32 protein-coding genes and 1 pseudogene are annotated in these 25,599 nt (G+C 42.9%); 25 read left to right on the forward strand and 8 right to left on the reverse strand.

Features of this window, described 5'->3' with window-relative positions:
• Positions 1–222: 222 nt before the first annotated feature.
• The 5 genes from BK127_RS11560 (at position 223) to BK127_RS11580 (ending at position 3,587) form a co-directional block, all read left to right on the forward strand.
• On the forward strand, positions 223–1,689 hold the full coding sequence (locus BK127_RS11560) for a sensor histidine kinase (protein WP_076230198.1): 1,467 nt from the start codon (positions 223–225) through the stop codon (positions 1,687–1,689).
• Positions 1,690–1,722: 33 nt separating this feature from the next.
• Positions 1,723–2,412, forward strand: a complete 690-nt coding sequence (locus BK127_RS11565) for a response regulator transcription factor (RefSeq protein WP_076230199.1) — start codon at positions 1,723–1,725, stop codon at positions 2,410–2,412.
• A 158-nt stretch (positions 2,413–2,570) separates the two neighbouring features.
• Complete coding sequence (locus BK127_RS11570) at positions 2,571–2,933, forward strand: hypothetical protein (protein WP_076230200.1); 363 nt, start codon at positions 2,571–2,573, stop codon at positions 2,931–2,933.
• Positions 2,934–2,966: 33 nt separating this feature from the next.
• Entirely contained in the window at positions 2,967–3,188 is a 222-nt protein-coding gene (locus BK127_RS11575) for a hypothetical protein (protein WP_076230201.1), read from the forward strand.
• Between the two features lie 198 nt (positions 3,189–3,386).
• Entirely contained in the window at positions 3,387–3,587 is a 201-nt protein-coding gene (locus BK127_RS11580; RefSeq protein ID WP_076230202.1) for a copper ion binding protein, read from the forward strand.
• A gap of 91 nt (positions 3,588–3,678) precedes the next feature.
• On the opposite strand, the gene BK127_RS11585 is transcribed toward BK127_RS11580, so the two are convergent.
• Positions 3,679–5,118 (reverse strand): DHA2 family efflux MFS transporter permease subunit, encoded by a 1,440-nt coding sequence (locus BK127_RS11585; protein ID WP_076230203.1) that lies wholly within the window; start codon positions 5,116–5,118, stop codon positions 3,679–3,681.
• A gap of 189 nt (positions 5,119–5,307) precedes the next feature.
• Between BK127_RS11585 and BK127_RS45530 the strand changes: the two genes are divergently transcribed.
• On the forward strand, positions 5,308–6,465 hold the full coding sequence (locus BK127_RS45530) for an HAD-IA family hydrolase (protein WP_305954293.1): 1,158 nt from the start codon (positions 5,308–5,310) through the stop codon (positions 6,463–6,465).
• A gap of 11 nt (positions 6,466–6,476) precedes the next feature.
• Here BK127_RS45530 and BK127_RS11600 read toward each other — a convergent pair whose 3' ends face one another.
• Positions 6,477–7,748 carry a methyl-accepting chemotaxis protein gene (locus tag BK127_RS11600; RefSeq protein ID WP_076230204.1) on the reverse strand — a complete coding sequence of 424 codons (1,272 nt, stop codon included), beginning with the start codon at positions 7,746–7,748 and terminating at the stop codon, positions 6,477–6,479.
• 200 nt (positions 7,749–7,948) lie between these two features.
• Here BK127_RS11600 and pyrB point away from each other — a divergent pair, with 200 nt between their 5' ends.
• The 3 genes from pyrB to BK127_RS11615 all read left to right on the forward strand — a co-directional run bounded on the left by pyrB (position 7,949) and on the right by BK127_RS11615 (position 10,067).
• Complete coding sequence (pyrB, locus tag BK127_RS11605; protein WP_256711263.1) at positions 7,949–8,884, forward strand: aspartate carbamoyltransferase; 936 nt, start codon at positions 7,949–7,951, stop codon at positions 8,882–8,884.
• A 247-nt stretch (positions 8,885–9,131) separates the two neighbouring features.
• Positions 9,132–9,590, forward strand: a complete 459-nt coding sequence (locus tag BK127_RS11610) for a VOC family protein (RefSeq protein ID WP_076230205.1) — start codon at positions 9,132–9,134, stop codon at positions 9,588–9,590.
• A gap of 18 nt (positions 9,591–9,608) precedes the next feature.
• The gene (locus BK127_RS11615; protein ID WP_076230206.1) at positions 9,609–10,067 is read left to right on the forward strand and encodes an NUDIX domain-containing protein; all 459 of its coding nucleotides are present in this window, start codon (positions 9,609–9,611) and stop codon (positions 10,065–10,067) included.
• 135 nt (positions 10,068–10,202) lie between these two features.
• Here BK127_RS11615 and BK127_RS11620 read toward each other — a convergent pair whose 3' ends face one another.
• Positions 10,203–10,637, reverse strand: coding sequence for a VOC family protein (locus tag BK127_RS11620; RefSeq protein ID WP_076230207.1), 435 nt, complete (start codon positions 10,635–10,637; stop codon positions 10,203–10,205).
• A 174-nt stretch (positions 10,638–10,811) separates the two neighbouring features.
• Positions 10,812–11,714 (reverse strand): helix-turn-helix domain-containing protein, encoded by a 903-nt coding sequence (locus tag BK127_RS11625; protein ID WP_256711264.1) that lies wholly within the window; start codon positions 11,712–11,714, stop codon positions 10,812–10,814.
• Between the two features lie 104 nt (positions 11,715–11,818).
• Here BK127_RS11625 and BK127_RS11630 point away from each other — a divergent pair, with 104 nt between their 5' ends.
• The 9 genes and pseudogenes from BK127_RS11630 (at position 11,819) to BK127_RS11670 (ending at position 17,306) form a co-directional block, all read left to right on the forward strand.
• On the forward strand, positions 11,819–12,679 hold the full coding sequence (locus BK127_RS11630) for an aminoglycoside phosphotransferase family protein (protein ID WP_083689235.1): 861 nt from the start codon (positions 11,819–11,821) through the stop codon (positions 12,677–12,679).
• Positions 12,680–12,698: 19 nt separating this feature from the next.
• Positions 12,699–12,833 (forward strand): annotated as a pseudogene (locus tag BK127_RS11635) (DinB family protein); the annotation flags it as partial.
• Positions 12,830–13,684 carry a VanW family protein gene (locus tag BK127_RS11640; protein WP_076230210.1) on the forward strand — a complete coding sequence of 285 codons (855 nt, stop codon included), beginning with the start codon at positions 12,830–12,832 and terminating at the stop codon, positions 13,682–13,684. The pseudogene BK127_RS11635 and the gene BK127_RS11640, both read left to right, overlap by 4 nt.
• Positions 13,677–14,384, forward strand: a complete 708-nt coding sequence (locus BK127_RS11645) for a class I SAM-dependent methyltransferase (RefSeq protein ID WP_076230211.1) — start codon at positions 13,677–13,679, stop codon at positions 14,382–14,384. The genes BK127_RS11640 and BK127_RS11645 overlap by 8 nt, the downstream gene beginning before the upstream one ends.
• Positions 14,385–14,434: 50 nt before the next feature.
• Positions 14,435–14,947, forward strand: a complete 513-nt coding sequence (locus BK127_RS11650; RefSeq protein ID WP_076230212.1) for an NUDIX hydrolase — start codon at positions 14,435–14,437, stop codon at positions 14,945–14,947.
• Positions 14,948–15,001: 54 nt separating this feature from the next.
• Positions 15,002–15,703 (forward strand): nucleotidyltransferase domain-containing protein, encoded by a 702-nt coding sequence (locus tag BK127_RS11655; protein ID WP_076230213.1) that lies wholly within the window; start codon positions 15,002–15,004, stop codon positions 15,701–15,703.
• Positions 15,704–16,240 (forward strand): histidine phosphatase family protein, encoded by a 537-nt coding sequence (locus BK127_RS11660; protein ID WP_076230214.1) that lies wholly within the window; start codon positions 15,704–15,706, stop codon positions 16,238–16,240. It begins immediately after the preceding gene.
• A gap of 27 nt (positions 16,241–16,267) precedes the next feature.
• Complete coding sequence (locus BK127_RS11665) at positions 16,268–16,885, forward strand: nucleotidyltransferase family protein (protein WP_076230215.1); 618 nt, start codon at positions 16,268–16,270, stop codon at positions 16,883–16,885.
• Between the two features lie 58 nt (positions 16,886–16,943).
• Positions 16,944–17,306, forward strand: coding sequence for a VOC family protein (locus BK127_RS11670; RefSeq protein WP_076230216.1), 363 nt, complete (start codon positions 16,944–16,946; stop codon positions 17,304–17,306).
• 20 nt (positions 17,307–17,326) lie between these two features.
• Here the strand turns inward: BK127_RS11670 and BK127_RS11675 are convergent, their stop codons facing one another.
• Positions 17,327–17,653 (reverse strand): hypothetical protein, encoded by a 327-nt coding sequence (locus BK127_RS11675; protein WP_076230217.1) that lies wholly within the window; start codon positions 17,651–17,653, stop codon positions 17,327–17,329.
• 183 nt (positions 17,654–17,836) lie between these two features.
• On the opposite strand from BK127_RS11675, the gene BK127_RS11680 reads away from it, so the two are divergent.
• On the forward strand, positions 17,837–18,688 hold the full coding sequence (locus BK127_RS11680) for an AraC family transcriptional regulator (RefSeq protein WP_076230218.1): 852 nt from the start codon (positions 17,837–17,839) through the stop codon (positions 18,686–18,688).
• A gap of 16 nt (positions 18,689–18,704) precedes the next feature.
• Here BK127_RS11680 and msrA read toward each other — a convergent pair whose 3' ends face one another.
• The 3 genes from msrA to BK127_RS11695 all read right to left on the reverse strand — a co-directional run bounded on the left by msrA (position 18,705) and on the right by BK127_RS11695 (position 20,884).
• A complete protein-coding gene (gene msrA, locus BK127_RS11685; RefSeq protein ID WP_372237349.1) occupies positions 18,705–19,826 on the reverse strand; it encodes a peptide-methionine (S)-S-oxide reductase MsrA in 1,122 nt (373 codons plus the stop codon).
• A gap of 89 nt (positions 19,827–19,915) precedes the next feature.
• Positions 19,916–20,140: a hypothetical protein gene (locus tag BK127_RS11690; protein ID WP_144026429.1), complete on the reverse strand. Its 225-nt coding sequence runs from the start codon at positions 20,138–20,140 to the stop codon at positions 19,916–19,918.
• A 78-nt stretch (positions 20,141–20,218) separates the two neighbouring features.
• Positions 20,219–20,884 (reverse strand): hypothetical protein, encoded by a 666-nt coding sequence (locus tag BK127_RS11695; RefSeq protein WP_076230221.1) that lies wholly within the window; start codon positions 20,882–20,884, stop codon positions 20,219–20,221.
• A 152-nt stretch (positions 20,885–21,036) separates the two neighbouring features.
• On the opposite strand from BK127_RS11695, the gene BK127_RS11700 reads away from it, so the two are divergent.
• The 6 genes from BK127_RS11700 (at position 21,037) to BK127_RS11720 (ending at position 25,493) form a co-directional block, all read left to right on the forward strand.
• Entirely contained in the window at positions 21,037–21,597 is a 561-nt protein-coding gene (locus BK127_RS11700) for a DUF1697 domain-containing protein (protein WP_076230222.1), read from the forward strand.
• Between the two features lie 127 nt (positions 21,598–21,724).
• Positions 21,725–22,120 (forward strand): hypothetical protein, encoded by a 396-nt coding sequence (locus BK127_RS11705; protein WP_076230223.1) that lies wholly within the window; start codon positions 21,725–21,727, stop codon positions 22,118–22,120.
• 29 nt (positions 22,121–22,149) lie between these two features.
• Positions 22,150–22,806 carry a hypothetical protein gene (locus BK127_RS11710; protein WP_076230224.1) on the forward strand — a complete coding sequence of 219 codons (657 nt, stop codon included), beginning with the start codon at positions 22,150–22,152 and terminating at the stop codon, positions 22,804–22,806.
• Positions 22,807–22,912: 106 nt separating this feature from the next.
• Positions 22,913–24,262 carry a WD40/YVTN/BNR-like repeat-containing protein gene (locus tag BK127_RS11715; protein WP_144026431.1) on the forward strand — a complete coding sequence of 450 codons (1,350 nt, stop codon included), beginning with the start codon at positions 22,913–22,915 and terminating at the stop codon, positions 24,260–24,262.
• A 219-nt stretch (positions 24,263–24,481) separates the two neighbouring features.
• A complete protein-coding gene (locus tag BK127_RS43650) occupies positions 24,482–24,652 on the forward strand; it encodes a hypothetical protein (protein WP_179097446.1) in 171 nt (56 codons plus the stop codon).
• Positions 24,624–25,493 (forward strand): prohibitin family protein, encoded by an 870-nt coding sequence (locus BK127_RS11720; protein WP_076230226.1) that lies wholly within the window; start codon positions 24,624–24,626, stop codon positions 25,491–25,493. Before BK127_RS43650 ends, BK127_RS11720 begins: the two co-directional genes overlap by 29 nt.
• The last annotated feature ends 106 nt before the right edge of the window (positions 25,494–25,599 follow it).

A 25,599-nucleotide genomic window follows, 5' to 3' on the forward strand; every position in this document is an offset into this window, starting at 1 on the left:
CCATCTTTGATCACGAAGTCTCACATGAAGCTCTTTCGGCTTCGAATCTTGCATTCAGGCTCGAATTGCGGTGCTCATTTAGGTTTACCTAAAGCGTATGCTTACGAAGAAGCTTTCCTACGGAATGCTTGCAACTCCGCTCCTCCTTCTTCGTCTTCTTGCAACCTTCTCGGTGCTGAAAAATAGACTTTTTGAACATACACTTATGAGGGGATATGCATAATGTCGATCAAGGTTCGTCTGCTGCTTTCATATATTGCGATGCTGGTTGTGCCTGTGGTGCTATTCGCCTTCGCCGCAGTGATTATCGGTTTGATGATTGTAGGCGATTTTAAATCGGTGTTTCAGATTGATATGAAGCACCACAATCCATTCAAGCAGGTGATGGAGGAGCAGGCTGCAGTTTATAGCGATATTCAACAGCTTTCCTCCCAAAAACCGGAATCGTTGCTTGATCCTAATGTGATTGAGGAGCTTGAGGCCAAGTTGACGCAGTTGAACATGGGTTTGGTGATTCGAAAGGATGAGCAGCTGGCTGTAGTGTCCTCCCGATTGAATGATTCTCCGGCACTTCAGATATTACCAGCTTACGGAAATCACGATCTGGGCGAAAATCGCGACAATATGTTGAATACACGCGATCATTGGTTTTTTTACAAGCAGCTGGATTTTATATTTACTGACCAAAGTCAAGGCAGCGCTTTTTTGATCATGGATACAAATTTTTTTGAAAAATATGCGATACGGTATGCTTTGGCGCTGTTGCTGGCATTGTTTTTGATTTTGGTTCTGACGAACGGCCTTCTGACCTACTTCGTATCCCGCAGCATCATTCGTCCGCTTCGGTCTTTGAAGCTGGCTGCCGAGCAAATTGGGGAAGGGAATCTTGATGAAGTAGTTCATTCCCATTCACGTGATGAGATCGGAGAGCTGAGTGCTGCCTTTGAGCAAATGAGGCGCAGATTGAAGGATTCAGTGGAACTGCAGCTGCAGTACGAGGATAACCGGAAGGAGCTGCTTTCGAATATTTCTCATGATTTGAAAACACCTGTTACCTCGATTAAAGGCTACGTAGAGGGAATATTGGATGGTGTTGCAGGCGCGGATAAGCTTGAAAAGTATTTGCAAACGATTTATACCAAAACCGTAGATATGGATCGAATGATCGATGAGTTGTTTTTATTCTCCAAGCTTGATTTGGGCAAGCTGCCATTTTATTTTGAAGAGGTCGAGCTGGTTCCCTATCTGGAGGATCTGATCGGCGAAGCGCAATTTGATATGGAAAAAAAGGGAGTCTCGCTGACGCTGAACGTAGTCCATGCCGATCGAATAGGCAAAGTAAAGGCGGATCGCGAAAAGCTGAAGCGCGTACTTACGAATATATGGGATAATGCTGTTAAATATGGCGATAAAGAGCGGACGCGAATCGAGGTCAACCTGGATGGTCAAAAGGAGGATGTCATTCTGGAAATAGCCGATAATGGACAGGGCATATCATCCGAGGCGCTGCCGTTCGTCTTTGAACGATTTTACAGGGCAGATCCTTCCCGCAACATGGCTGCAGGTGGGAGCGGATTGGGACTTGCAATCGCCAAACAAATTATATGGGAGCACGGTGGGACGATCAGAGCTGAGAGCGAAGAGGGATTGGGTACACGAATTATTATACAACTGCCCAGGCTGAGATAGTTAACAGCCTTACCAAAGTACGGAGGGAAACAGATGAAACAGATATTGATTATTGAAGATGAACTGAGCATTGCCGAGCTGGAGCGTGACTATCTGGAGATCGACGGGTTCAAGGTGGATATGGAAAGCCGTGGTGACTCTGGTCTGCAGCGGGCCCTTGAGCATACCTATGATCTCATTATTCTTGATGTGATGCTGCCCAAAATTGATGGCTTCGAAATTTGCCGCAAAATCCGCAGTGTTCAGGATACCCCCATTCTGATGGTTTCCGCCAAAAAGGAGGATATCGATAAGATCCGCGGATTGGGTCTAGGTGCTGATGACTACATCATCAAGCCGTTTAGTCCAAGCGAGCTGGTTGCCCGGGTAAAGGCGCATTTGAAACGCTATGAGCGGCTGATGGGTCGTCGGGAAACAGGTAACCAGGAGATCCGTATTCGCGGCCTGGCTATCGATAAATCTGCACGCCGCGTGACGGTGAACGATCAGGAGGTCATGTTTACGACTAAGGAATTTGACCTGTTGACTTATCTTGCTGCCAATCCGAATCGTGTGTTCAGTAAAGATCAGCTCTTCGAGCAGTTGTGGGGAATGGATTCCATGGGAGACATCGCTACCGTCACTGTACATATCCGCAAGGTGAGGGAGAAGGTCGAGCTGGATCCGTCCAATCCGCAATATATTGAAACAGTATGGGGTGCTGGCTATCGCTTCAAGCTGTGATCTTACTGATACCTGAGAATGGCTAATCAAACTATGTAAACGTGAATCGTGGGCACTTGACGAGCTTTTTTTGAACAATCTGCGTAATTCATTGCCATATAGGGTAAACAATACTTAAGAAGTGAACGTATACATACCCAATATGAGGAGTGATTACAATGTCCAAACACATTCAAGCCTATTTTCAAACAGAAAATGAAGCCGAGCACGTTAGAACTCTGCTGCAAACCTACGATACGGAGGCAGTAGAGGTTGGCAAGCTGGACGACGGTTATGCGGGCGACAGAAGAATTATAATACCGATCGCAGATACCGGGGCCGGTACGCAAGCAAATGGAACAGGTGTGATTGGAGCCGGAGGGATTGCTCCTGCGGCAGTGATGGGTGATGAGGATGACCTTGATCTGGATGGACACCACGATTTGCATTATGCTTTGTCGGCTAAGGTGCTGGAAGAAGAGTATGAAGAGATCCGCAATATGATTCGTCATAACCGCGGTCATGTGGAGAGACTCGACTAATCATCCGCTTGAGCTGCACAGGAGGTGGAGACAATGGCCCAAATAGAAAAAAGGTCACAGGAGATCGTGAAGACAAATCTGCGTGATAACCCGGAAGGCTCTCCAACTGAAAAAGCAAGCTTGCTGGACCTCTATGAAAGTGAGCAGACCGTAGATCCAGTTCCGACCGAAGAATTGAAAATTCAACATGAGGATGAAAAGAATAAAGAAACAACGAAGAATACGTCTAGCAGTGAGAAACGTTATCCAGGCTAGATTTAATAGGATGAAAAAGCAAGGGGAACGAATACTGGGATCCAGAGAGTGGGGGTCAGTACTTTGATTTCCCTGCTTATTTATGTTCAGATAAGTGTGAAGGAATATTTCAAATCAACTTTACATACCCTATAGGGGTATGTTATTTTTAGATTAAGCACTACCTTTATATTAAGACATTCGTTGGGAGGAAATTATATGCAAAATATCACTTTAAACGTCGAAGGCATGTCCTGCGGACATTGTGTCAATTCGGTAGAAGGTGCGGTCAAGACACTTGGAGCTTCAGCCAAAGTAAATCTGGATAACAAAGCCGTAGCTGTTGAGTATGACGAAGCCAAGACTTCTGTGAAGGCTATTAAAGAAGTGATTGAAGAGGCCGGATATACAGTCGTGTAATTTGATACCGTATGACGTAGCAAGAAAGTCCCGAGGACCACAGAAAGTGGCATCGGGACTTATTTGTGTTATCTTTTAAAATATGAAAATATTAGGAGGATTGCGACTGCAGCTGCAGCTTACGAATAAACATGATGAGTGGTAGAGCTGCGACTGCGATGAAGGTGGCGACGATATATACATCGTTAACACTCGCTGTGAAGGAAAGCAGCTTAATTTGTACAGCATCCTGAACGCCGGATTTCATAATTGCTGCCGACTCACTAATACCGAAAGTTCCAAGTAAGGATGTGAAAATGGCGATCGAAAATGATCCGAACAAATTACGTACCCAGTTACTGATGGAAGAGGCATGTCCACTAAGCACAGGCGAGATTTGTTCCATACCCGCATTGCTTGCAGGCATCACTGCAAGGGCGATTCCTACATTGCGGACCATCATCCAAATCAGAATGTACATATACGGAATGTCGATGGTCAATTTGCTTAAAGCGTATGTGCCAATAATGATTAATACGATACCAATGCCCATCAGAGCACGTGGACCGATGCTCCCGTATACTCTGCCAATGATCGGCATGACCAAGGCCATAGCAAGCGAAGCGGGAAGCAGGATTAAACCCGTATCAAGCGGTGTGACATGCTGAATGTTTTGTAGAAAAATCGGGGTCAGAAAGGTTCCCGAATATAGGCTGATCGTAATAATACTGGAAATGATTAATGTGAGCGTATATCTGCCATTAGCAAATACACGGATGTTCAGCAGAGGCTCCTTCACGGTAAGTTCTCTCCAGATGAACAGAATGAGGACGATAGTACCTATAATGAACAGGGTCATGGTTTTCCAATCCGTCCACCCCCAAGCGCCACTTTGGCTGAATGCAACGAGCAGCGAGATGCTGCTGATCATAACGGTAAGCAGACCGGGAAAATCAAAGGTTTTGGGCACGCTTAGACGATAATAAGGAATCAGCCATACTACCATCACGATAGCAATCAATCCAATCGGAATGTTCATCAGGAACAGCCACTGCCAGCCGCCGACAACCATCAGCAAGCCAGCGAGGGTAGGTCCGATTGCGGGAGCTAGCATCGCCGATAATCCCCATAGGCTAATCGCCATCGCTTGTTTTTCCCGCGGGATGATTTGATAAATAATGGTCATGGTAGCTGGCATAATGAGTCCGCTGAATAAGCCTTGCAAAATACGGAATGCAATTAAAGATTCGATGTTCCAGGACATCGCGCACAGCAGCGAAGCCAATGTGAATCCAATTAAGGCAAATACATAAAGCCGTTTGTAACTGAACTTCTCACCGAGGAATCCGGCTACTGGAGCGATCGTTCCCATGGCGAGCATGAAGCCGGTCATTGTCCATTGAACAAGATGCAAGCTTGTCGCAAAGTGCTCTTCAAGCTTGGGAATGGCTATGGTGACGGTGCTTGAGCTCAAAACCGTAATAAAGGATCCAAAGAAAATGGCAAACATAATAGGCCAAAACTTGACTTGCTGTATACTTTCCGTGTTCATGTTGGTCCTCCGTTATCCGATTTATCTATCTATAATAAAACAAAAAAGATACTAAGATCAGATTGTAACATTTGAGTGCATAAATATCTAGTAATCAAACTAAATAGTTATCAAACTATTTTTAAAGATTTGGTGAAGCGAACTTTTAGTTAGACGATTTCATCTTCGATATGAAAGGGAAGATATCTCATGGAGCAAGTCACAATCAATGATTACAATCCGGAATGGAAAAGCGAGTTCATCCATGAAAAAGAGCGGATTTCCAATGCAATACCAGATATTGCGATCCAGATCGAGCATATCGGAAGTACGTCTGTACCCGGATTAGCAGCCAAGCCATTAATTGATATGATGGTGGGTGTAAAGGACTTATCATTGATTTCTTCGGTTCATAAGGAACGTTTGGCTGCAATGGGGTACGAGTTCGTGGATCATCCGGATTTTCCAGAAAGGCGTTTTTTTCGCAAAGGCCAAAGGCGTGCGGGCACACACCATCTTCATATCTATCGGTATGGTGGTGAGCAATGGATATCCAATCTGTTATTTCGCGATTATTTGATCGATCATCCGGAGGAAGCAGCAGCTTATGGGGACTTGAAAAGGAACTTACAGGAGCAGTACCCGCAGGATCGGGTTTCCTATACCAAAGCAAAAGCACCTTATATTCAACATGTGATTCAAAAAGCTCAGCAAGCAGCAAAACCAACGAGTCTGATCCAAGGCATTATTTTCGATATGGACAATACACTGTTGCAGTCTCGAATTGATTTTGCTGCGATGAAAGCAGATATTTTCAATTATTTGCATACTTCAGGAATTGTGCCTGCGGATCTTCCGCTGTCTGTGCATACGTGCGCTACGCTGATTGAGTATGGTAAGCAAAGTGGATTAAGCGATGAGCAGGAAAGAGTGGTATGGGAAATAGCTGCAAAGCATGAACTGCTGGGGATGGAGGGAGCGGGACTCGAGCCTGATGTGGAACCTATGTTAAAGCGACTTTATCAGAAATATACGCTGGCCATAGTGACGAACAATTCTATCGATGCAGCCAACGAAGCACTCCATAAAACGGGGATTCACGGGTACTTTGATCTGATCGTGGGCAGAGAGCAGATGTCTGCTCTCAAGCCCTCGCCTTCCGGCTTTCACTATGTGCTGAAGCAATTTCCACAGATAGCCCCTGACGCATGGTTATCTGTGGGCGATTCATGGATAGATGGTAAAGCTTCGACCGAAGCTGGTATCCGCTTTATTTGCTATCAAACCAATCTGGAGATTATGCATGAACGAGGGGTAACCGCATTGGCCAGAATTGAGACCATCCCGGATTTAATCAGCTTTATATAGTTTGTATGGCATTAGATACGGAAAATACTGATCTTTAATTTCTGCTGATCGGCATGGTCTCTCAACACCTCGGACGATGCGGCAATTTCCTGCATAACGGCGGTTTGATCTTGTGTGGATGCTGCTACTTGCTTAGCCCCTTGCGAGATCAATCCGGCAATATCGTCAATTTCCCGGGTGCGGTGCAGGGTTTGGCTGATTTGTCGGATTTGTTCTGCGATTACACCGGTTATACCCTCTACCGATTCGGCTGTTACTTCAGTTGCGGCTGTCATTTCAGCAAGTGTACCTATAAGGGCTTCACCTTTTGCAGCTTCCTTATCCACAGTACTTACCTGCTTGGAAATATCCGACACAACTTCATTGACCTGTGACTGAACCTCCTCTATGCGTTGGTTAATGCTATGAACCGCTTCAGTGCTCTTTTCGGCGAGCTTGCGGATTTCAACTGCTACGACCGCAAAGCCGGCACCATGCTCACCCGCATGCGCAGATTCAATGGAGGCATTCAGTGCCAGTAAATTCGTCTGATCTGCAATTTCTCCGACTACCTTGGAGATATGACTTATTTCCTGAGCGTGCTCGTCGAGCTTATGTATACGTTCTAAGGTCCCTACGTTGGCCTGGCTCAGCTCCATTAATTGCTGAACAAGCGAATGAATCGCAAGACTGCTTTCCTGCGTGGATTTGACCATGCTGCGCGATAGCTGTAATGCTTCATTGGCCTTGCTGCTCACATCATCAGCGGCCTGGGTGATCGTCTCGACAGACGTAAAGGTATTGTGGGCAGATAGTGCCTGCTGATCGGCTCCTTTGGAAATATTGTCAACGGTAATAGCTGTTGCTTCGATCTGCTGCGCAGCTTGCTGGAGTGCACTGCTTAGTGTGGAGGCATTCAGATTTGTAAAGGAAGCATTACTGGAGATGTCGGTAATAATTTGTCTCAGGTTCTCGATCATTTGATTAAAAGACAAGCTCAGAGTGCTTAATTCATCATTGCCGCGGTGAATTGGAATCGTCATTGTCAGATTGCCGCCTGCCGCTTCATCAACCGCCGCAGTTAGGCGTAGCAGGGGACTGACCAGCCAGCGCGCGGCCAACCAACCCAGGAAACCTGTCCAGAAAACGCCCATCGCCATAATAATGGACATATATAACCAATCGGTCATTTGCGGGGCTATCCAGGCTTTTAAAACAAATATGCACACAGCGCTTGTTCCATAGGTCATCATGGAGACCGCAGTAATACCAATGACCATTTTTTTGACAATACCGATTTTCATTACGATTCCTCATTTCGCACAGGGCTGTTGTTCTCACTATAGTAGTGTAACGCTTAGAGCCTATTTGATCTGTGATTAAACTCACAGTAGGCTAGTGAGCACTGCCATTTCACCTAGTCGCAAATTGCGATATAATTCTAATGTTGGTACATGGTGACCCTATCTACATTCGCAGCAGTATTCATTCTTCGGGAAAGGGATTGATTCCAATTTTAAACGTAGCTCATATCATCGGGTCCAAGCAATTCGATCAAGCGGCTTTAGGAGAGCTTTTCGCTTCAGCCAAGGAGATGGAGAACATAACCTTACAGGGAGGGTCCAATCTTCTTGCCGGTAAAATTATGTGTTCGCTCTTCTTTGAAGCGAGTACGCGTACCCGCTTTTCCTTTGAATCCGCGATGCACCGTCTAGGCGGGAGCGTGATTGGCACGGAAAATGCGGCCCAATTTTCTTCAGCTATCAAAGGCGAAACGCTGGAAGATACGATTCGTGTCGTAAGCGGATATTGTGACTTAATAGTGATGAGACATACGGAGGTGGGTGCGGCACAACGAGCTGCAGCGGTATCGACTGTGCCGATTGTTAATGCGGGGGACGGATCAGGGGAGCACCCGACACAGGCGCTATTGGATCTGTTCACTATTCAGAAGGAGCTTGGACGGATTGATGGTATACATATTGCTATGATTGGCGATTTGACCTATGGACGGACGGTTCACTCGCTAAGTTACTTGTTATCCAATTATAAAGATGTGAAGATTACCTTTATTGCTCCGGATAACGCGGTTATCCCTCAAGGCGTGAAACAATTTCTTGATGAAAAAGGAATTAACTATGAGGAAACCTCTGACCTCACGAAAGCGGCCGAGACGGTTGATGTCTTTTACCAAACACGTATCCAGAAGGAGCGTTTCCCATCTCTGGATGAGTATAATAAAGCGGCAGGCCAATATATTATTGATCGGCAGCTGCTTGATCATATGAAGGAGGAGGCACTGATTCTTCATCCACTGCCAAGGGCAGGTGAGATTCATGCTGATGTCGACACGGACCCTCGCGCCGCCTACTTCCGACAAGCACAAAATGGATTGTATATGCGGATGGCTATTATTGAGCAATGTTTAAGAGCTAAGTGAGCAGTATGAGAGGCGGGCATCTTCCTGCAAATGAGGATAGCCATAACACATAACCGAGCAGCATCAGGGCAGTTACTCCATCGGAGTGCTGTCCTTATTTGTATCCATCGAGCAAAAAGAATCTGATTAAAATGGAATATGTGTGGATAAATGGCAGTATCATGCAGGAAAGTCATTCGTTTTATTGAATTCTAAGGTGTGGTGCTTTCTGTCAGTGTCAAATCTCAATCACAAAGGAGTGATCTGGATGATTCGAGGAATCTATGAAACTCATCTACAAGTTAGCCAGTTGGAACGATCTATACAATTTTATGAAAGTTTAGGATTAGTGATCGATTCTATCAGTCATAGGCGAAAAATCGCTTTTTTTGTATTCAATAAACATACAGAACATGAAACCATGCTTGGCTTGTGGCAAGTGAGCGTTGGAGAAACAGTGAATAAACGTCATATCGCTTTTAATGTAAGCCTTGATCATGTAAGGATGGCAAAAGAATGGCTTGCTGCAAGGGGAATCGAGACCAAGTCTGTTTTTGGCAGAGATGGATCTGAACCGATTGTCCATGCGAATGACCCGGCTGCAGCCATTTATTTTGATGATCCTGATGGGAATGAACTGGAGTTTTACGCCAGAATACCTGGCGAGCCCAAAGTGGTAGACTCAACAAAATTTTTAAGCGAGTGGAATGAAGACCAATCTAGTTAAAACAAGAAGGAGAAAAAGATGAAACCGATTCGTAATTCAGCCAAGGCTGTCATTATCCAAGAAGGCAAACTACTACTTACCAAGAATCAAGATGAACAAGGCTTTTTTTATTTATTTCCAGGTGGTGGTCAAGAGTTTGGCGAGGAATTAATACATGCAGTGATTCGTGAATGTATGGAAGAAATAGGTGCAGAAATCGTAGTCAATGACTTGATACATGTAAGAGAATACATAGGCAAGAATCATCAATTTGCTGATTGGGATTCCAATGTCCATCAGGTGGAGTTTTATTTTATATGCCAGCTTAAAGATGCTCATGCGAATATATCCAATGGGATTAATCCGGATTCTTACCAGGTAGGCGTAGAGTGGGTAGATCTTGGAACATTAGAAGAAATAAGACTGTATCCAAAGACGTTAGGAACTATCCTGAAGAACAAAATGGAATCGAGAATATATATCGGAGATGTAAACTAACTAATACTGTGAGTGAATAATCGCGGTTATAACCCAACCGGATATCCAAAGAAGCAAACTCAGGTAGATGTTAAGCGACAAGGCTGCTGCGGCAGCCTCGACACTCAATATGTATATGCAATCATTATAGAACAGTTAGTTATCAAATAAGGCGAGGAATCGCTTCTGCATTTCCTCCGGACTCATGATTTCAATAGTGTTATAAATCATCCAATAATGACCGAACGGATCCTTCAAGCTTCCTGCCCGGTCACCGTAGAATTGATCCGTCATCGGACTCACGATTGTCGCTCCAGCCGCAATCGCCTGATGGAACAACTTATCCGCATCGTCAACCTTAAGATGAATACCAACGGTTGTATTGCCAAGAGTTTCCGGTCCCATAATGCCATATTCGGGGTATTCACCGGCGATTGATATTTTGGCTCCGCCGATAGTAATTTCAGCATGAGCCACTTTGCCTCCCGGCTCCGTCAAGCGGTATTTCTCTACAGCATCGAAAGCTTTCTTATAGAACTCAATCGCCTCCGCTGTATTCTTGATCCATAGAAAAGGGGTTGCTTTATTCATTTTAATTTACCTCTCTCTCTCGAAATATGATGAGCCATATGCCGTTTACTAGATACAATCTCGCCTCATATAAATATTCTAAACGAGCTCCAACCGAGCGTATAGTAAAAAAATGACCGTTTTATCTAATAATTGAATGTCCGATCATAACATAGTCATCATTTGAATAAGGTTTTAATTGTGAATTCCAACATGATTGTGATGCTTGCCTTGTCTCGAGAAATAATCAGTAGGATTGAGACTGGAAAAAGCCTGAAAATCTTTTATAAAATGCATCTGATCATAATAACCGCAAGCGATAGCGATATCTAACCAATTGACGCTATGAGCGTGATCTATTCTGTTCAATACCTCATGGAAACGGCGAAGGCGACAGAAGAGCTTTGGAGTCAATCCCACTTCTTCTTTAAAAATTTGGATAAATCTTCGTTGGCTTAAACCGATCTGTCCGATCACATCCGAGAGGGGTCTTTTATGCGGCAAAATTAGAAATTCGTTGAGTGCAAAGCTTACTGCAGGATGACGTATCAGAGGTCGGGAGGCCAGCTTTAATAGACTTTCTTCAAGTGCCCGAAACTTATCATCCACCGTTTTGGATAGAAGCAGGACCTCTTGCAGATCATGGGCTTTTGCTCCCCAAAGTGTATCCAAGGATATATGAATATTATGTAGTTCACTCACTGGAACTTTAATAAATGGATAAATACCGCCCGGTTTGAAATGTATACCCAAAACCGTAGTTTCCTCGGAAGTATCAATGATGAAAAATTCCGAATGAGGCCCGCAAACGACAGAACTGCCATATGTCTGCATGAGGCCCTTATGTTCTCGGTCAAACAATTTAATCTTACCTTCATTCAGGTTGATTACGAGTTCAATTGAACCATCAGGTAGCACGAGTTCTTTTGAATGAGGTGGAGTGTATCCTTTGAAATACCAGAAAAAATCCACAAAATCTGACAATGAAGCTTGTGGAATATGAGTGCTTAGTAGCATGGCATATGCGCGACAGGTGCTATAGACGTTAAATGCGTGAGTCGCTCCATCCTTTCTGGTAGTATTGTATAAATAACCCAATGAACATACATGACTAGTATAATCCTTTCCTGCTGATCTAAGAAGCTCGTTCAATGGATCACCTTATATTTATATAAAAATCACCGAGGAAGGCAGTGAGAATAATGAATGAGCTTGTCCGTAACATCAACTGGATGGAAAAGAATAAGGATTTGAATGCATGGTTAGAACAAGATATCTCTCACAACATAACCCCATTAGATTCTGGACTTGAAGCAGATGTGTTCTTGATCAGTACACCGGAATCTCAGTTTGTATTAAAATTATGGAATCGAGATGCTAAGCCTGATATTTCAATTCAATTTAAGCTGTTAGAGGGTATGTATGATCGGCAAATAGCAGTTTCTAAACCGTTTGGCTGGGGATTTGATGAAAAACACAATCAAGTTTTATTGACCAGTTTTGATGGTGCGCCTATCCATAAACTGAATACAACGAAACTTACAGCATTTGCAAATATGCTAACCGAAATACATGATGTATCCTTGCAAACTTTAGAGAATGTAACTGTGCCCAAATATGATTTTATAAACTATTTCTTTCCTAAAGTAGACGGGCATGTAGATATAAAACAACTGCTCATACAGCTTGTTGCAAGCTCGAATATGGAGCAGAATCGTCTTATTCATGGTGATTATAATTTAGGAAATATTCTTGAATCAGATGGAAGGTATACAATTATCGATTGGACCAACATTCAATGGGGTGATCCAAGATACGATATTGCATGGTCAATTATCACAATTTGGATTTATGCGAGTGAAAGGCATAGTTCAACTTACCGCTCTGTATTTGTATCGAAAAACAATTACTCTGAGGATGAATTAGAAATCTTTGAGGCAATGGCTTGCCTTCGATGGATTCTACTAAACAGAACTGCAAAGCTCCCCAAACGTCACAACACACTTTCTACGATTAGGACGATTTTAATAAAAAATAAGTACTTGAATGAAAAATTGCTTTGAATTTAAATCTTTGTATAAGGGAGAAATATTAAGACATATTTTAGTACATGAAATTCATCATATTGGACAGCTATCGATTTGGTCAAAAGAGTTGGGTATACAAGTTGTTTCTTCAAATTTTATTGGAAGGGATCTTGGGGAATCATTTTTATGAAGAAAATTATATTGAGATATTTACCTTTTTTATACAGGCTGAGAGTTCAACAACTGATTATGAAGAGACATTTGATTAATTTGAATCCTTCAATACATTACGCGCGTGCTATGAGCATCGAGAAGTTAAACTTTGTATGTATGAAACATAAGTCGGTTTTAAGAAGAGTTTTAGGAAACTCTGATCCTATGTTACAAGAAAATAAGATAAACAACCTCCGAATAGCACTTCTGAGTGTAAATGGGGTTACTATTCAATCCGGAGAGACGTTTTCTTTTTGGAAATTGATTGGCAAGACGACAAAGGATAAAGGATACATTGAAGGATTAATGCTATCGAATGGGGAAGTACGCACTGGTATCGGAGGCGGGCTTTGTCAATTGGCCAATATGTTATTTTGGCTGGCACTTCATACACCGCTCAGGATCAAAGAAAGGCATCATCATAGTTTTGATATATTTCCTGATGATCGAAGAATGATACCATTTGGAGTTGGTACGAGCGTCTTTTATAACTATGTGGATTTACAATTTTACAATCCAACGAATTACACTTTTCAATTCAATCTATCTTTAACTGATGATTTTTTGGAGGGATCGATCAGTAGCGATAAGGAATTGAATTACCTATACAAGGTGGATGAAAGGAAGCATACTTTTTACCAGAAGGAGAACAAATGGTATAGGGGAAATGAAATATGGCGGTTAGTATTAAGTAAAGAGGATCGAGCACCAGTCAATGAAGAACTGATCATTATAAATAATGCAGAAGTCAAATATGCGAAATCAAATCAGGCAACTCAGGAAGCGGGCTTATCAACTAACAATAATGAGGGAAGTCACTATGAATAAAAGAATTGAAAGGATTCGAAACGAAGAAAGAAAATACCATGAAGCTTGTTACGATAATTATCAATTATTTGAAGAGGGATCTTGGCTGCACAAGCCCGTAAAAACAGTAATGGATACTCTTTCTTATTTTGATTCCAATGATAAGCTGACTGTTTTAGATCTTGGTTGTGGTGTCGGTAGAAACAGTATTCCGATAGCTGAAACTTTGAAAACACGAAGTGGAAAGGTTGTATGTGTTGATTTAATGCAAGCAGCTCTCAATAAATTATTAAGGTACAGTCACAAATATGGTGTAAGCGACTATATGGAAACGTATTTATCAGACATCGGTGAATGTAACATTCCAGATAAGAAATATGACTATATCATTGCTGTATCAGCATTAGAGCATGTGGAGTCAGAACTTAAATTTACTCAAGTGTTAGATAAGATGGTACGAGGAACGAAAGATCGAGGGATCAACTGTATTATTATGAATACTAACATTCAGGAAATAGATATTTCTACAAGTACGGAATTAGAACCTTTAATAGAACTGAATATGTCAACAGATCAATCCAAGGAATTACTCGCTAGAGCCTTCGAAGATTGGGAAGTTATCTACACTACTGTAAAGTCGTTGGCGTTCAACATCGAGAGGAATGGACGTGAAATACTCCTTAAAGGTGATTGTATTACATATGTAGTTCAAAGGAGATAGGGTAATTCTTAAAAGCATTTTAATTTATTTTAACAGATAGGACTGATCCTATGTTTTTTGTTAATTCAAGAGCGATAATTGAAAGAGACTATGAAAATGAAAGACAAATTGTCATTCAAATAAGAAGTAAACCAAATGAACCATTAAAGCTTGAATTACCTGGCGGAAGAGTGGAGCCCTATGAATCCTTGATCCAGGCTCTGAGAAGAGAGGTAAAGGAAGAAACCGGACTAGAGGTAACAGAAATAGAAGGAGAAGACACAAGAATAGATACAGTTGGGTTAAATCCGGAATTTGAAGTTGAATGTATGCAACCATTCGCAGCCTACCAAACAATAAAGGGACCTATCGATTCAGTAGGATATTATTTTAGATGTAAAGCGGAAGGGGAGCTATTAAATAGCGGTGATGAAACGACAGATATAAGATGGATCAATATTCAAGAGCTATCCGATCTAATTCATAACGATCCGTTACAGTTTTCAAATGTGGATCGAGCAGGGATCATGTATTATTTAAAGCAGGTGGAAGGCAGTAACAAAAAGCTGCTTCTTGAAGGTTAATTTGTAGGGTGTAAATTGCATGTAGATTGTAAAATCTAAAAATGGGAGCTTTTTATGGAAAGTAGGAATCCAGAAGTCAGTCAAATCATTGAGAGTTTTATAACAAATGAAATATTGAATTGTAATGAGCTTGAAGCTATTATTTTGTGTGGCTCTCAAGCGACTGGTAAAGCAACCGCTAATAGTGACATTGATCTTTGTTATATGGGTGAATTTGCTGAGTTTAAGCGGGAGTACAGAATGTTTAACGGATATGAATTTCAAATAATGATAGCTCCCTGGATTTGGTATAGGGATGTTATAACTTCATTTGAAAGAACTAACAATATCGGAACCATTACATCGATGTTGGCTAATGGGATATGCTTATGGTCTCGTTCTAACTGTTGGGACGAACTACAGAAAGAAGCATTACATCATCTTAATATGGGTCCTGTGCCAGCATCGAATAAAGAACTAAGCCAAATAAGGCGTAGAATTACGGATTTATGGAATAATTATATCGATTCTGACAGTGAACTGGATTCATACTGGATTGGAAACCATTTGCTGCATAGTTGTGTAGAAGCGCAGTTTGTCATTAATAATTGGTGGTCTGTAAAAACCAAATATCAGATGCATGAATTAATGATTAGAGATCCGTATGCAGTTAAGTTCATTAAGGATTATGTAGGGATGGAGAAAACGAGGGAATCATTACAAGCCTTATGTGAACATGTACTGAATCCTATAGGTGGTTGGATAGGAGGAGAATAAATGACGATATTTTACTTAGTAAGACATGGGGAACCCGATTGGGGCTTAAAGGAAGAGCGGAATTTAAAAGGAGCAATGAGAGACTATGTTCCATTGACAGCCCAAGGAGTTATTCAAGCCGAACAAGTATTAGATACCAACTCGGACTTAGTTAACTGTGAAGTGATCATTTCCTCACCATATACGCGATCCTTGCAAACTGCGGCTATTATTAATAGAGGCTTAGGCAAACCGTTACAAGTAGAGTTCGATTTGCATGAGTGGACTCCAGATAACTGGCAGGCTGCTACAGTCAATGAAATAGAAGAGCTATGGAGAGACTACATGGAACATGGTGGCTGCTATCCATCAGGAGAAATTAAGCTGTGGGAGTCCAGAGAAAACTTGCTTAATCGAACAAGTCAAGTATTAAAGAAATATGTAAATCATTCGAAGGTTATGGTTGTTTGTCATGGCATGGTGATAGCGACTTTAATGCAATTAATATCGGAGGATGTCCAACTATGTGGAGTATATGAATATGCTTTAAATCCATAGCATTTTATGTAGGAAAGGAGTAACGGAATGAAGGATTGGGAGGAAGCCCTCACAACATTTTGCAAGTTATACTTTAATTCTGGAATGGAAATAGATTGGATATTGGTTGGCTCGGTTGGTTCTGTGATACAAGGAGCTGATATGAATCCTAACGATATTGATATATACACAAAGGATTGGGTGGGAGTCGAACAGTTAGCAGCATTACTAGAACCATTTCAATTAGATGAAAAGAGTGACCTCCCCTATCATAATGCAAACTGGCTTTCGTCGAAGGAAGAACCGTATCATACACAGACTTTTTCAACTGGGTTTACTTGGACTAAAGGGAGATGGAGAATGAACTCCTTTCTTTTGGAAGTCGTACATATTTCGGAATCGGCAGGAATTCCAGATTCAGAAGATGGAGAAGGAATTTGGGAAGGAGGTAAGTATATTTGGAATAAAGCTCGTTATGTTGATTTTAATCATTTCCGCATACCACTGGTCCCTCTTGAGATACAGCTTGAATCCAATCTCAGACGAAAACGGCAAGACCGTATTGACGCCATTATGAATAGACTCCAAACAAAAGGGTTTGATAAAGAGTTACTGAACAAGGCAATCTCTAAAACTCATTATCATTTGGTTAAAGAATTGCTATAGAAGTGTTTGCGCAAGAAATTGCACAGCAGTATAGTCATATTTAAGGAGGAGATCATATATGATTATTGGGTTCCATCACGCTCAAATTACAATTCCGAAAGGACAAGAGGACGAGGCAAAAGATTTTTATTGCCAGGTCCTTGGATTTAAAGAGATTCAAAAACCGCAATCGTTAATAGGGAGAGGGGGATTCTGGGTTCAAGTAGGCAATCAAGAGCTGCATATTGGTACCGAGGATGGGGTGGATAGATCCAAAACCAAAGCCCATTTGGCCTATAGAGTCGAGGATATTAAGAAAATGGAAGAAGTACTCAAACATAATGGAATCAGCCTATTAGAATCAGTACCTATTCCAGGTTATGAAAGATTCGAGTTTAGAGATCCATTTGGCAACAGAGTTGAATGTATTCAACCGTTATAAGTGCAAGATCGGACGTCGAATCAAAGGGTTAACAAGGATTTTTTGCAAAAGCGTCTAATACATTCGAAAGTAAGCCATACGGCTGCATCGTTTTTCATTCTGGCTTGCAGCTCATTTTCCTGATCGACTTGTTGAAAATGGGCTTCAAGCGTTGCTTCCAAACAGCTCCGAAGATCATTAATGTAATTCACATAAGGGGAATAATCGTCTAAAAACCCGTCGGCTTTATCGCGGCTCTTCATAATGATAGAAGTAGCTTCGTGATCGGTTATTTTATAAGTTTCCTTCAACAAATCCTTAACCCCGTTCAGAACCTCGTCATCCTCAAAAAAGTCAGATAAGACCATAACATTCCCTCCCCGGTTTGAGATTAGAATCATCTTGAACCACAACACGGTGCAAACCATCTGGTTATGAGAGTATCATAACAAACTTTTATGCAAAAAAGTTATAGTCGGTTGTTGAAAAATAACACGGTGTTGTTATGTTATAATGACATCAGCCTAATTTATCCCGGGGAGGGATTATGGATGTTATCAGACGATATTTTGAAAAATAGTGAGATCCAGTTTAAATACCGAGATATCTCTGTGGCAAACTATCCGGGTTTTTACCACTATCATAGAGGCATCGAAATTCTATTCGTCCATCAGGGTAAAGGACACATCATTATGAACCGCAAGATGTATGATTTGAATTCGGGCTGCATCGTATTAATTCAACCGTTCCAACTTCACCGCCTGAATTTTGAAGTAAGTGATCAAAATCCTTATGAACGTACGGTGGTGACCTTCGAACCCTCGACCTTCGCTCCTTATTTCAAAAGCTTTCCTACTGTTCTGCGATTTTTTGAACATATTTGGAAGGAAGAGCTGTCTAATCAAGTATTCCCTATGGATAGCGGAGCCGCTTATATGTCGGATATATTTGAAAGATACAACACGAAAATGTCAGATCGGCACGGAAACGAGCAGCTCGAAGCGGCTTCCATTTTGATCATCCACATTCTGGATTACCTGAAATCGTTACTTGAGGATGGTCAGCTTCAAGGGGTTCCACGTACCGAACGTAGTGTGGAAAAAATTATGCAGTGGGTGGAAGAGCACTACACGGAACCCTTTGAGCTTAGTGAACTGGCAGATGAACTTCATCTTTCCAGATATCATGTCTCTCATCTTTTTCGTAACGAAACGGGAAGCAGCATTACTGACTATGTCATTGCCAGAAGGATCAGGCAGGCCTGCTGGCTGTTAAAAACCGAATCGTTCACCATCGAACAGATTGGGTCCATGGTGGGAATCCCTAATTTCTCGTACTTCTGCCGTATCTTTAAGAAAAATATCGGGGTTACTCCCAAGCAGTACCGTGATAGCTTTATTTAACGTAAATCTAGAACGGTTAGTTGAACAGCTTGGCATATTTGCCATAGCCGCGTTTCTCAAGCTGTGCTGTTGGAATAAATTCCATCGAAGCGGAATTCATGCAGTAGCGTAGACCTGTAGGCTTGGGTCCGTCTTCAAACAGATGACCCAGATGGGAATCAGCGTATTTGCTGCGAACCTCTACACGAACGTCCCCAAGGCTGCGATCCTCTTTAGTCACAATATTGCCTGGTTCCAGCGGCTGGAAAAAACTCGGCCAACCGGTGCCTGAATCATATTTATCCTTGGAGCTGAACAGCGGTTCACCGGAGACGATATCGACATAGATGCCGTCTTGTTTGTTATCCCAATATTCGTTGTGAAACGGGCTTTCGGTTCCTTCATGCTGCGTGACATCAATTTGGAGCGCGGTCAATGTTTTTAATTTTTCGTTCTTGTTAACATTTTTGTAGGGCTCTTCCTTTGGTGTCAGCTTCACTTCGAGATCAGCTCCCCATATTTTGCTGAAGTACGCATCCCGCCCTGAGGCTTGGCGATAGCCGTTGTAGTGGTCGGGATTTTTGAGATAGTAGTCTTGATGATACTCTTCGGCTTTATAAAAGGTAGAGGCGTTCAGGATCTGCGTCACAATCGGTTTGTTAAACCTGCCTGATCCGGAGAGTGCTTTTTTGGAGGCTTCGGCTAGCTGCCGCTGCTCCTCATTGCGGGCAAAGATGGCTGTTGTATAGGACTCGCCACGATCGAAGAATTGTCCCCCTGTGTCTGTTGGATCAATCTGCCGCCAATACACTTGCAGCATTTCTTCATAGCTGATTATGTTCGGATCATAACGAATTTCTACCGATTCCAGATGGCCTGTCGTTTCGGTGATAACATCATTATACGTAGGATTATCGAGGTGCCCGCCTGTGTACCCGGATACAACGCTCAGAACTCCGGGAATTTTTTCGAAGGAGGACTCCATACTCCAAAAGCAGCCTCCGGCAAAAAGAGCAATGTCTCCGACCACGTTCGAATAACGAGAGGCTGCAGCCGCTTGGGCCGGGTTCGTAGCGGTCTGATTGTGTCGGATGCTTGGGGCATATATGGTGATGATCAAGAGCACAAGCGGGGTTGCCAAAAGCATCCATTTTTTCATATTCATCGTATCGATCACCTCCGGACTATCTACCGCTATTATAAAGCCAAATCCTTACAATAGTCTTACGTATTGTCTACGTTGGGGGATTACTTTTGAGATTTTTTTTTCAAATGCTCGGTCCAGAAGTTCAATTCTTTTTTGATCGAGTTATTTGTAATAGCTTTCTTACAAGCAGCGATTCGTTTCATATCCGTTGAGGCTAACCCAATGTCCATTAATAGACCATCCCGGAGGCGGGCATCCCCCCATTTTATAGAAGGATCGGTATGTTGCGCCCATTCAAATACCTCATCAAAATGCTCCAGTTTCATATTCGCATTTCTTTTGGAATTCTGGCAAAAGGTTTGGATCAGAATGAGCAGACGGGTATGATACTTGGGGACATCCAACTAGGGGTGCTCGTCGAACAAGCGCTTCATCTGCTCATAGTCCCAGGTTTGGGTGAGCGGGCGCAAAGCGTTAAGATAATATTTATTGCCGATTTTTTTATGATTGCATAAAGCGATGCCTGCTTCCCAGCCTGAGGTTTCTGTCGTTCTCGTAACCAATAGAGATTTGCAGTTGTCAATGACATGTCGTTCCTTGACCGGCTCTGATTTAGCGAGACTTTCAAAGAAATGTCCGGCATCAGCCAGCTCCGCATAATGCTTCAGCAGCACACGATAGCCTTGGAACCTCTGATCCTCTTCTTTGAAAATATGCAGCACGGGCAGTTGTTCAATATACGTATAGCTTTCCTGTATCCGGTTGTGAGAGACCAGCTTTTTGATCAGATCAAGCAGAAGGTGCTTATAGATGATCTTGTCCTCCACTTGACGAATATGCTCCCAGATCGATTCAACCGGGGTGTCCATTTCTTCGAATAGCTGGATCAATCGACTTTTCCATTTCAAAGAGCTCTCATATTCATTTGTGCTAATGGTTGAACGTTCCTCTTGGGGAAATATGTTTTCATACAGGACTTGCAATCGTGCAGTTGTTGCTTGAGGTCCATCCGGATGTGGTGTGTAGCATAGTTGTATGGCTTCCAGACAGCCGGCTATTGAATGGTTCATAGATAACATAGCTCCTTTTCAACCCGAATTGTCCATTTCTATTTCTATGGTAACATTTCAGCTATTTATTATCTATTTCTTCCAGAAGCAGGCTAGGAGAGACAGACTTATGGCTTGTGATATAATGGAAAAAAAGAATCGAGGTGTATCGTATGCCTGCATATATCGCACTACTCCGCGGGATCAATGTGAGCGGACAAAAGCTGATCAAAATGGTTGAGCTGAAGCAGATGTTTGAACAAATGGGTTTTGGTCGGGTTCAAACCTATATCCAAAGTGGTAACGTCCTCTTCGAATCAGAAGATTCTAAGGCGGCACTCAGAACAAGGATTGAGCAGCGGATTCAGGAGGTGTTTGGCTTTGACGTCACGGTTGTGATCAGGACGGTGGAACAATTGGAGTACATAACTAACCATTGTCCATTCGAGGCAGACCCAACGTCTGCAGTAGAGAAGGTCTATATCGCACTACTCGCAGAGGAGCCGTCTGAGGTTAACATAGCGAAGCTGCTGCTCTGTACAAGTGAAATCGATGAGTTCCAGCTCTCCAGCTCTAAGCTTGAAGTATACATATTATGTCGGCAAAGCATTCGCAAATCGGTATTTACGAATAACTTTTTGGAAAAAAAGCTGGGGGTGGCAGCTACCACTCGTAATTGGCAAACGATGAGCAAGCTTACCGTTCTGGGAAAAGCTCTGACCACAGAAAGCTGATAAGCTGTGCAGCTGTTTAAAGATCAGCAGGAAGAGGTAATAAATTATGATTATGGAACTAGCTGGATAATCGACTTGCGATCTACAAACGGATTTGCCAACGAAAACGATAGAAAGAGGCGAAATGATGGGATTTAAACCATATTCGTATTTGATTTTTTTATTATCCGACACTAGCTGGGATAGGAGTGCCTTCGCGGAGCGTCTGAAATTGAAATTTAGCGCCCCTAACATACGGATTGAAGCGACCGATCAAGTGACGATTATGACAATTGACAGCTGGAGCTTCCGTATTTATTACAACCAGGATCCGTCCGTCGTGGAGGAGTCAGCAGAGATCGCTCAAGAGTATGCAGTCGATCACGTAGACCAGGAACGTATTGCCGCATGCAGCAGAAGACTTGAAACCAGTGGGGATGCCGATCCTGATATGGATTATTTTAACGATGTGATGATTTTTCTGGAATGGGTCGAGAAGGAATATCAGGTGGCTGTGTATGACGGTCAGGAAGGTTTTTTGTAGATAGTCGAGTTGATAGGGGGAAAGCTTGGATGATAGAGCAACGAGAAGAATTGGGAGAACCGTCTGTTTTGAAAAAAAGACTGCTTGCCTTGGCGGCACTGGACATCATTGTATGTGCTGAAGAATGGCTGCGGTATCATAGCTTTGCTGCGAATTGGGCTGAAGAGCTCTCGCTAGCCAAAGTAGACAATGGCTCGGGTGATCATCTATATATCGTATTCGGGTCACAGGGGGTTATTTTGAAAGGCTTTGATCATGAATCCGCACTCAGTCCCCACGCTGGTGACGTCTATGAGGTTTGGCCAGGTATATATGATCAAGTACCGGATTCGCTGATGGCTTATCTGCAAGATCCAGCCTTGGAGCATGATGTGGTTACCTTTTGTATATGGCGAGCAAGTAACGAAGGCCAGTGGCAGCAGGGAGAGGTCCAAATTCCGCAAGGAGCTGATGATGGCTCGCGCTGGCTGTTGGGGACGATTAGTAAATCACCAGAGGATTATGTTGAATGGGCGGAAGGCTACTATGACCTTTCGTTGGATATGGAGACGGTTAAACAGATTTTTGCAGGTGCTCTAATTACAGCAGATATGATCCAATTACTTTATCCGGATAGGGATGTTGAACAGGCTCTAATGGAGTTAAATACTTTAGGTATACATAAAAAAATGACATCACAAGAATAGAAATTCAGAATAAGGATCAAATTCTTTCAAAAAGGGTAATGATAGGTGAAGAGGCTGTACATACTGCTTCTGAACCTATCTTTTTTATGTGAAAGGACTGACAAGCATGAAACGAAAAGGAACCTGCAAATATACAATACCTCTTATGCTATTGACCCTGGCGATGGCCACGGGCTGTGGCTCCAATGCGAATTCAAGTAGCAGCAGTGCTTCGATGACCGTTCCGTCCATAGCGAGCGGGGAGCAGACAAGCGGTACAGGCTCTGCTAATAATTCTGGCTCGTCCGGCGCGTCGACTCCGTCCAATGATAGCACAAGCACGGGAGCTGGCTCTCCATCAACAGGGGGAGCGAAGCCAGCCGAGCAGCAAATTCAAACAATGCTGACAGATATGCATCTGCTCGGGGATAAGCTTGGGTATGCTTGGGGAGTGACGGCTAAGGAATTCAGGCTGTACCGTACAGAGGATGGGGGAGTGAAATGGACGGCTGCTTCCCCAACCCCGGACGGACACTCCTTCCAAGCGTCACCACAAGACAATGCAGGTGTGTTTGTACTGGATCGCGATCATCTCTGGGTGTTTCAGCCTGGTGACAATGAAGGCAAGTCCCAACTGCTCCGCACGAAGGATGCGGGTAAGACATGGGAAACGGCAGAGCTGCCCAGTATGGCAAGAGCGATAGGATTATATTTTATCGACCAAAGTCATGGCTGGCTGCTGAGCTCATCAGATGCGGCCATGGGCAAATCCGAGAAATCTTTGTATGTGACCGAAGATGGAGGTGTGAGTTGGAAGCTGATTATGGAGAACACTGGCTACCTGCCAACAGATAATCCGACTCCTCAGGCGATTCCGCAAAGTGGACATTCACGCGGGATGAGCTTCAGGGACGCCATGAATGGATTTGTTCCGTTAGAAACGATAGACGGTAAGCCGGAGCTGTATGGTACGCGTGACGGCGGTCATACATGGAGTGCAATCCCATTACAGACACCGGCAGCAACGAATGAAATCTATTATTCGATTGCCGCGGCGCCGCAATTTTGGGGATCCGATCGGATGAAGGGATGGTTTCCGGTCACTGTAAGAGGGAAGGATACCCAATATTTTGACGGTTTCTTCACTACGGATGGCGGGCAAACCTGGACATACACAGCATTAAATACAGTGCCTGCTGATCTGGCGAGTACGAGCTATGATATTACCTTTGTCAACGATAAAGAAGGCTGGTATTTAAAGGATGGAAGCTTCAGCCATACCGTGGACGAAGGCACTACCTGGAAAAAGCTTGCTGCTGATCCTGTTCTGTCAGAAGCATTCAAAGCATTCCCTTATACACTTAGAATGGAATTTACCGAGGGTGGGACCGGTTGGCTGCTGCTGAGGAATGAAGCCTCGACTGGCTCAAGATTACTGCAAACGAAAGACGGCGGCACCACCTGGCAGCTGCTGTAACATATCCATGGAGGTTGGCCAGCGATGGTCAGCCTCTTTTTCAATCCAATCCTTCTAACATATTATAATAGTAAATATTACTATTTATACGGATATAAGTCTTAGAAGATATGTATCTCGTAATAAAAGTAATATAATGGTATTTTTGGTTTAATCATGAAACTGAAATATTGGAAACACGTAATACGTATTATCTCAAGAGAAAAGGAGAAAGCAATAATGGGGACGCTTCTTGGTGGAATCCTTCTTCTGACGATTGCTGTTATCCTCGTATGGATTATTTTATCACCGTTCTATGGGAGCTTAGGTAAAAAGGTGAATGAAAAGATTACCAAGATCAAAAACCGGGAGGGCGAAAAAGATGCAGACGGAGAGAAAGATAACGAATAAAAATTTTAGAACAGGTGGAATTATTGTTGGTGCTATCATTTTATTAAGCGCAGTAATTACTCCATTATTTATTACGACAATAGAGGCAGGCCATGCAGGTGTTGTGTATAATCGGAATGGTGGATTAGAGGATCAAACATTAGGGCAAGGCTGGCATATGGTCTCACCATTTAAACGAATTACTGAATACCCGATTGCAACGGAAACGGTTGAATACCGGGAAGTGAAAGTCGGAACTAGTGACGGCAAACCGATAGTGACTACATTCTCATATAATTATCACATTGATTTAGAGCATTTACCTAATATTTTCAATAAATTTAGAGGTCAGAAGGCAGATGTTATCGAAGAAGCCTTCCTTCGCCAAAGGCTTACTGAAGTAGCCAAAAATGTAACTACCAAATATTCCGTGCTTGAAGTACTGGGCGAAAAAAGTCAGGAAATTTCACTTGCCATTCAAAAGAGCTTTTCAGACGATGTCAAAGATACCGGGTTTATTATTGAGTCCGTTACATTCCAGCCTCCTGCCCCTGATGAAAATACCGCCAAAGCGATCCAGGCCAAAGTCGATGCACAGCAAAAGCTTGAGCAAGAGAAGGTGGAGCTTGAGAAATCCAAGGTTATCGCGGACAGACAACGTATTGAGGCGCAAGGTGTAGCTGACAAGGCACGTATTGAAGCAGAAGGTGTATCTAAAGCCAATGAGCTGCTGCGTCAATCCATGACCAAAGAATTGGTGGAATATGAGTGGATTAAAAAGTGGGATGGAAAAGTTCCGACGGTAAATGGTGATGGGGTAGGAGTTATTATGAATATGCCAGGTCTAGGACAAACACGATGAAATCTTAAAAGCCAAAGAGGCTGTCCCATACTGATATGCTCCCTGCGAGGGGAGCTTTTTCATGTCTGAAATCAATATCGTGCGACAGAGAAATTGGCTATCAGGG

The sequence above is a fragment of the Paenibacillus sp. FSL H7-0331 genome (genome assembly GCF_001956045.1).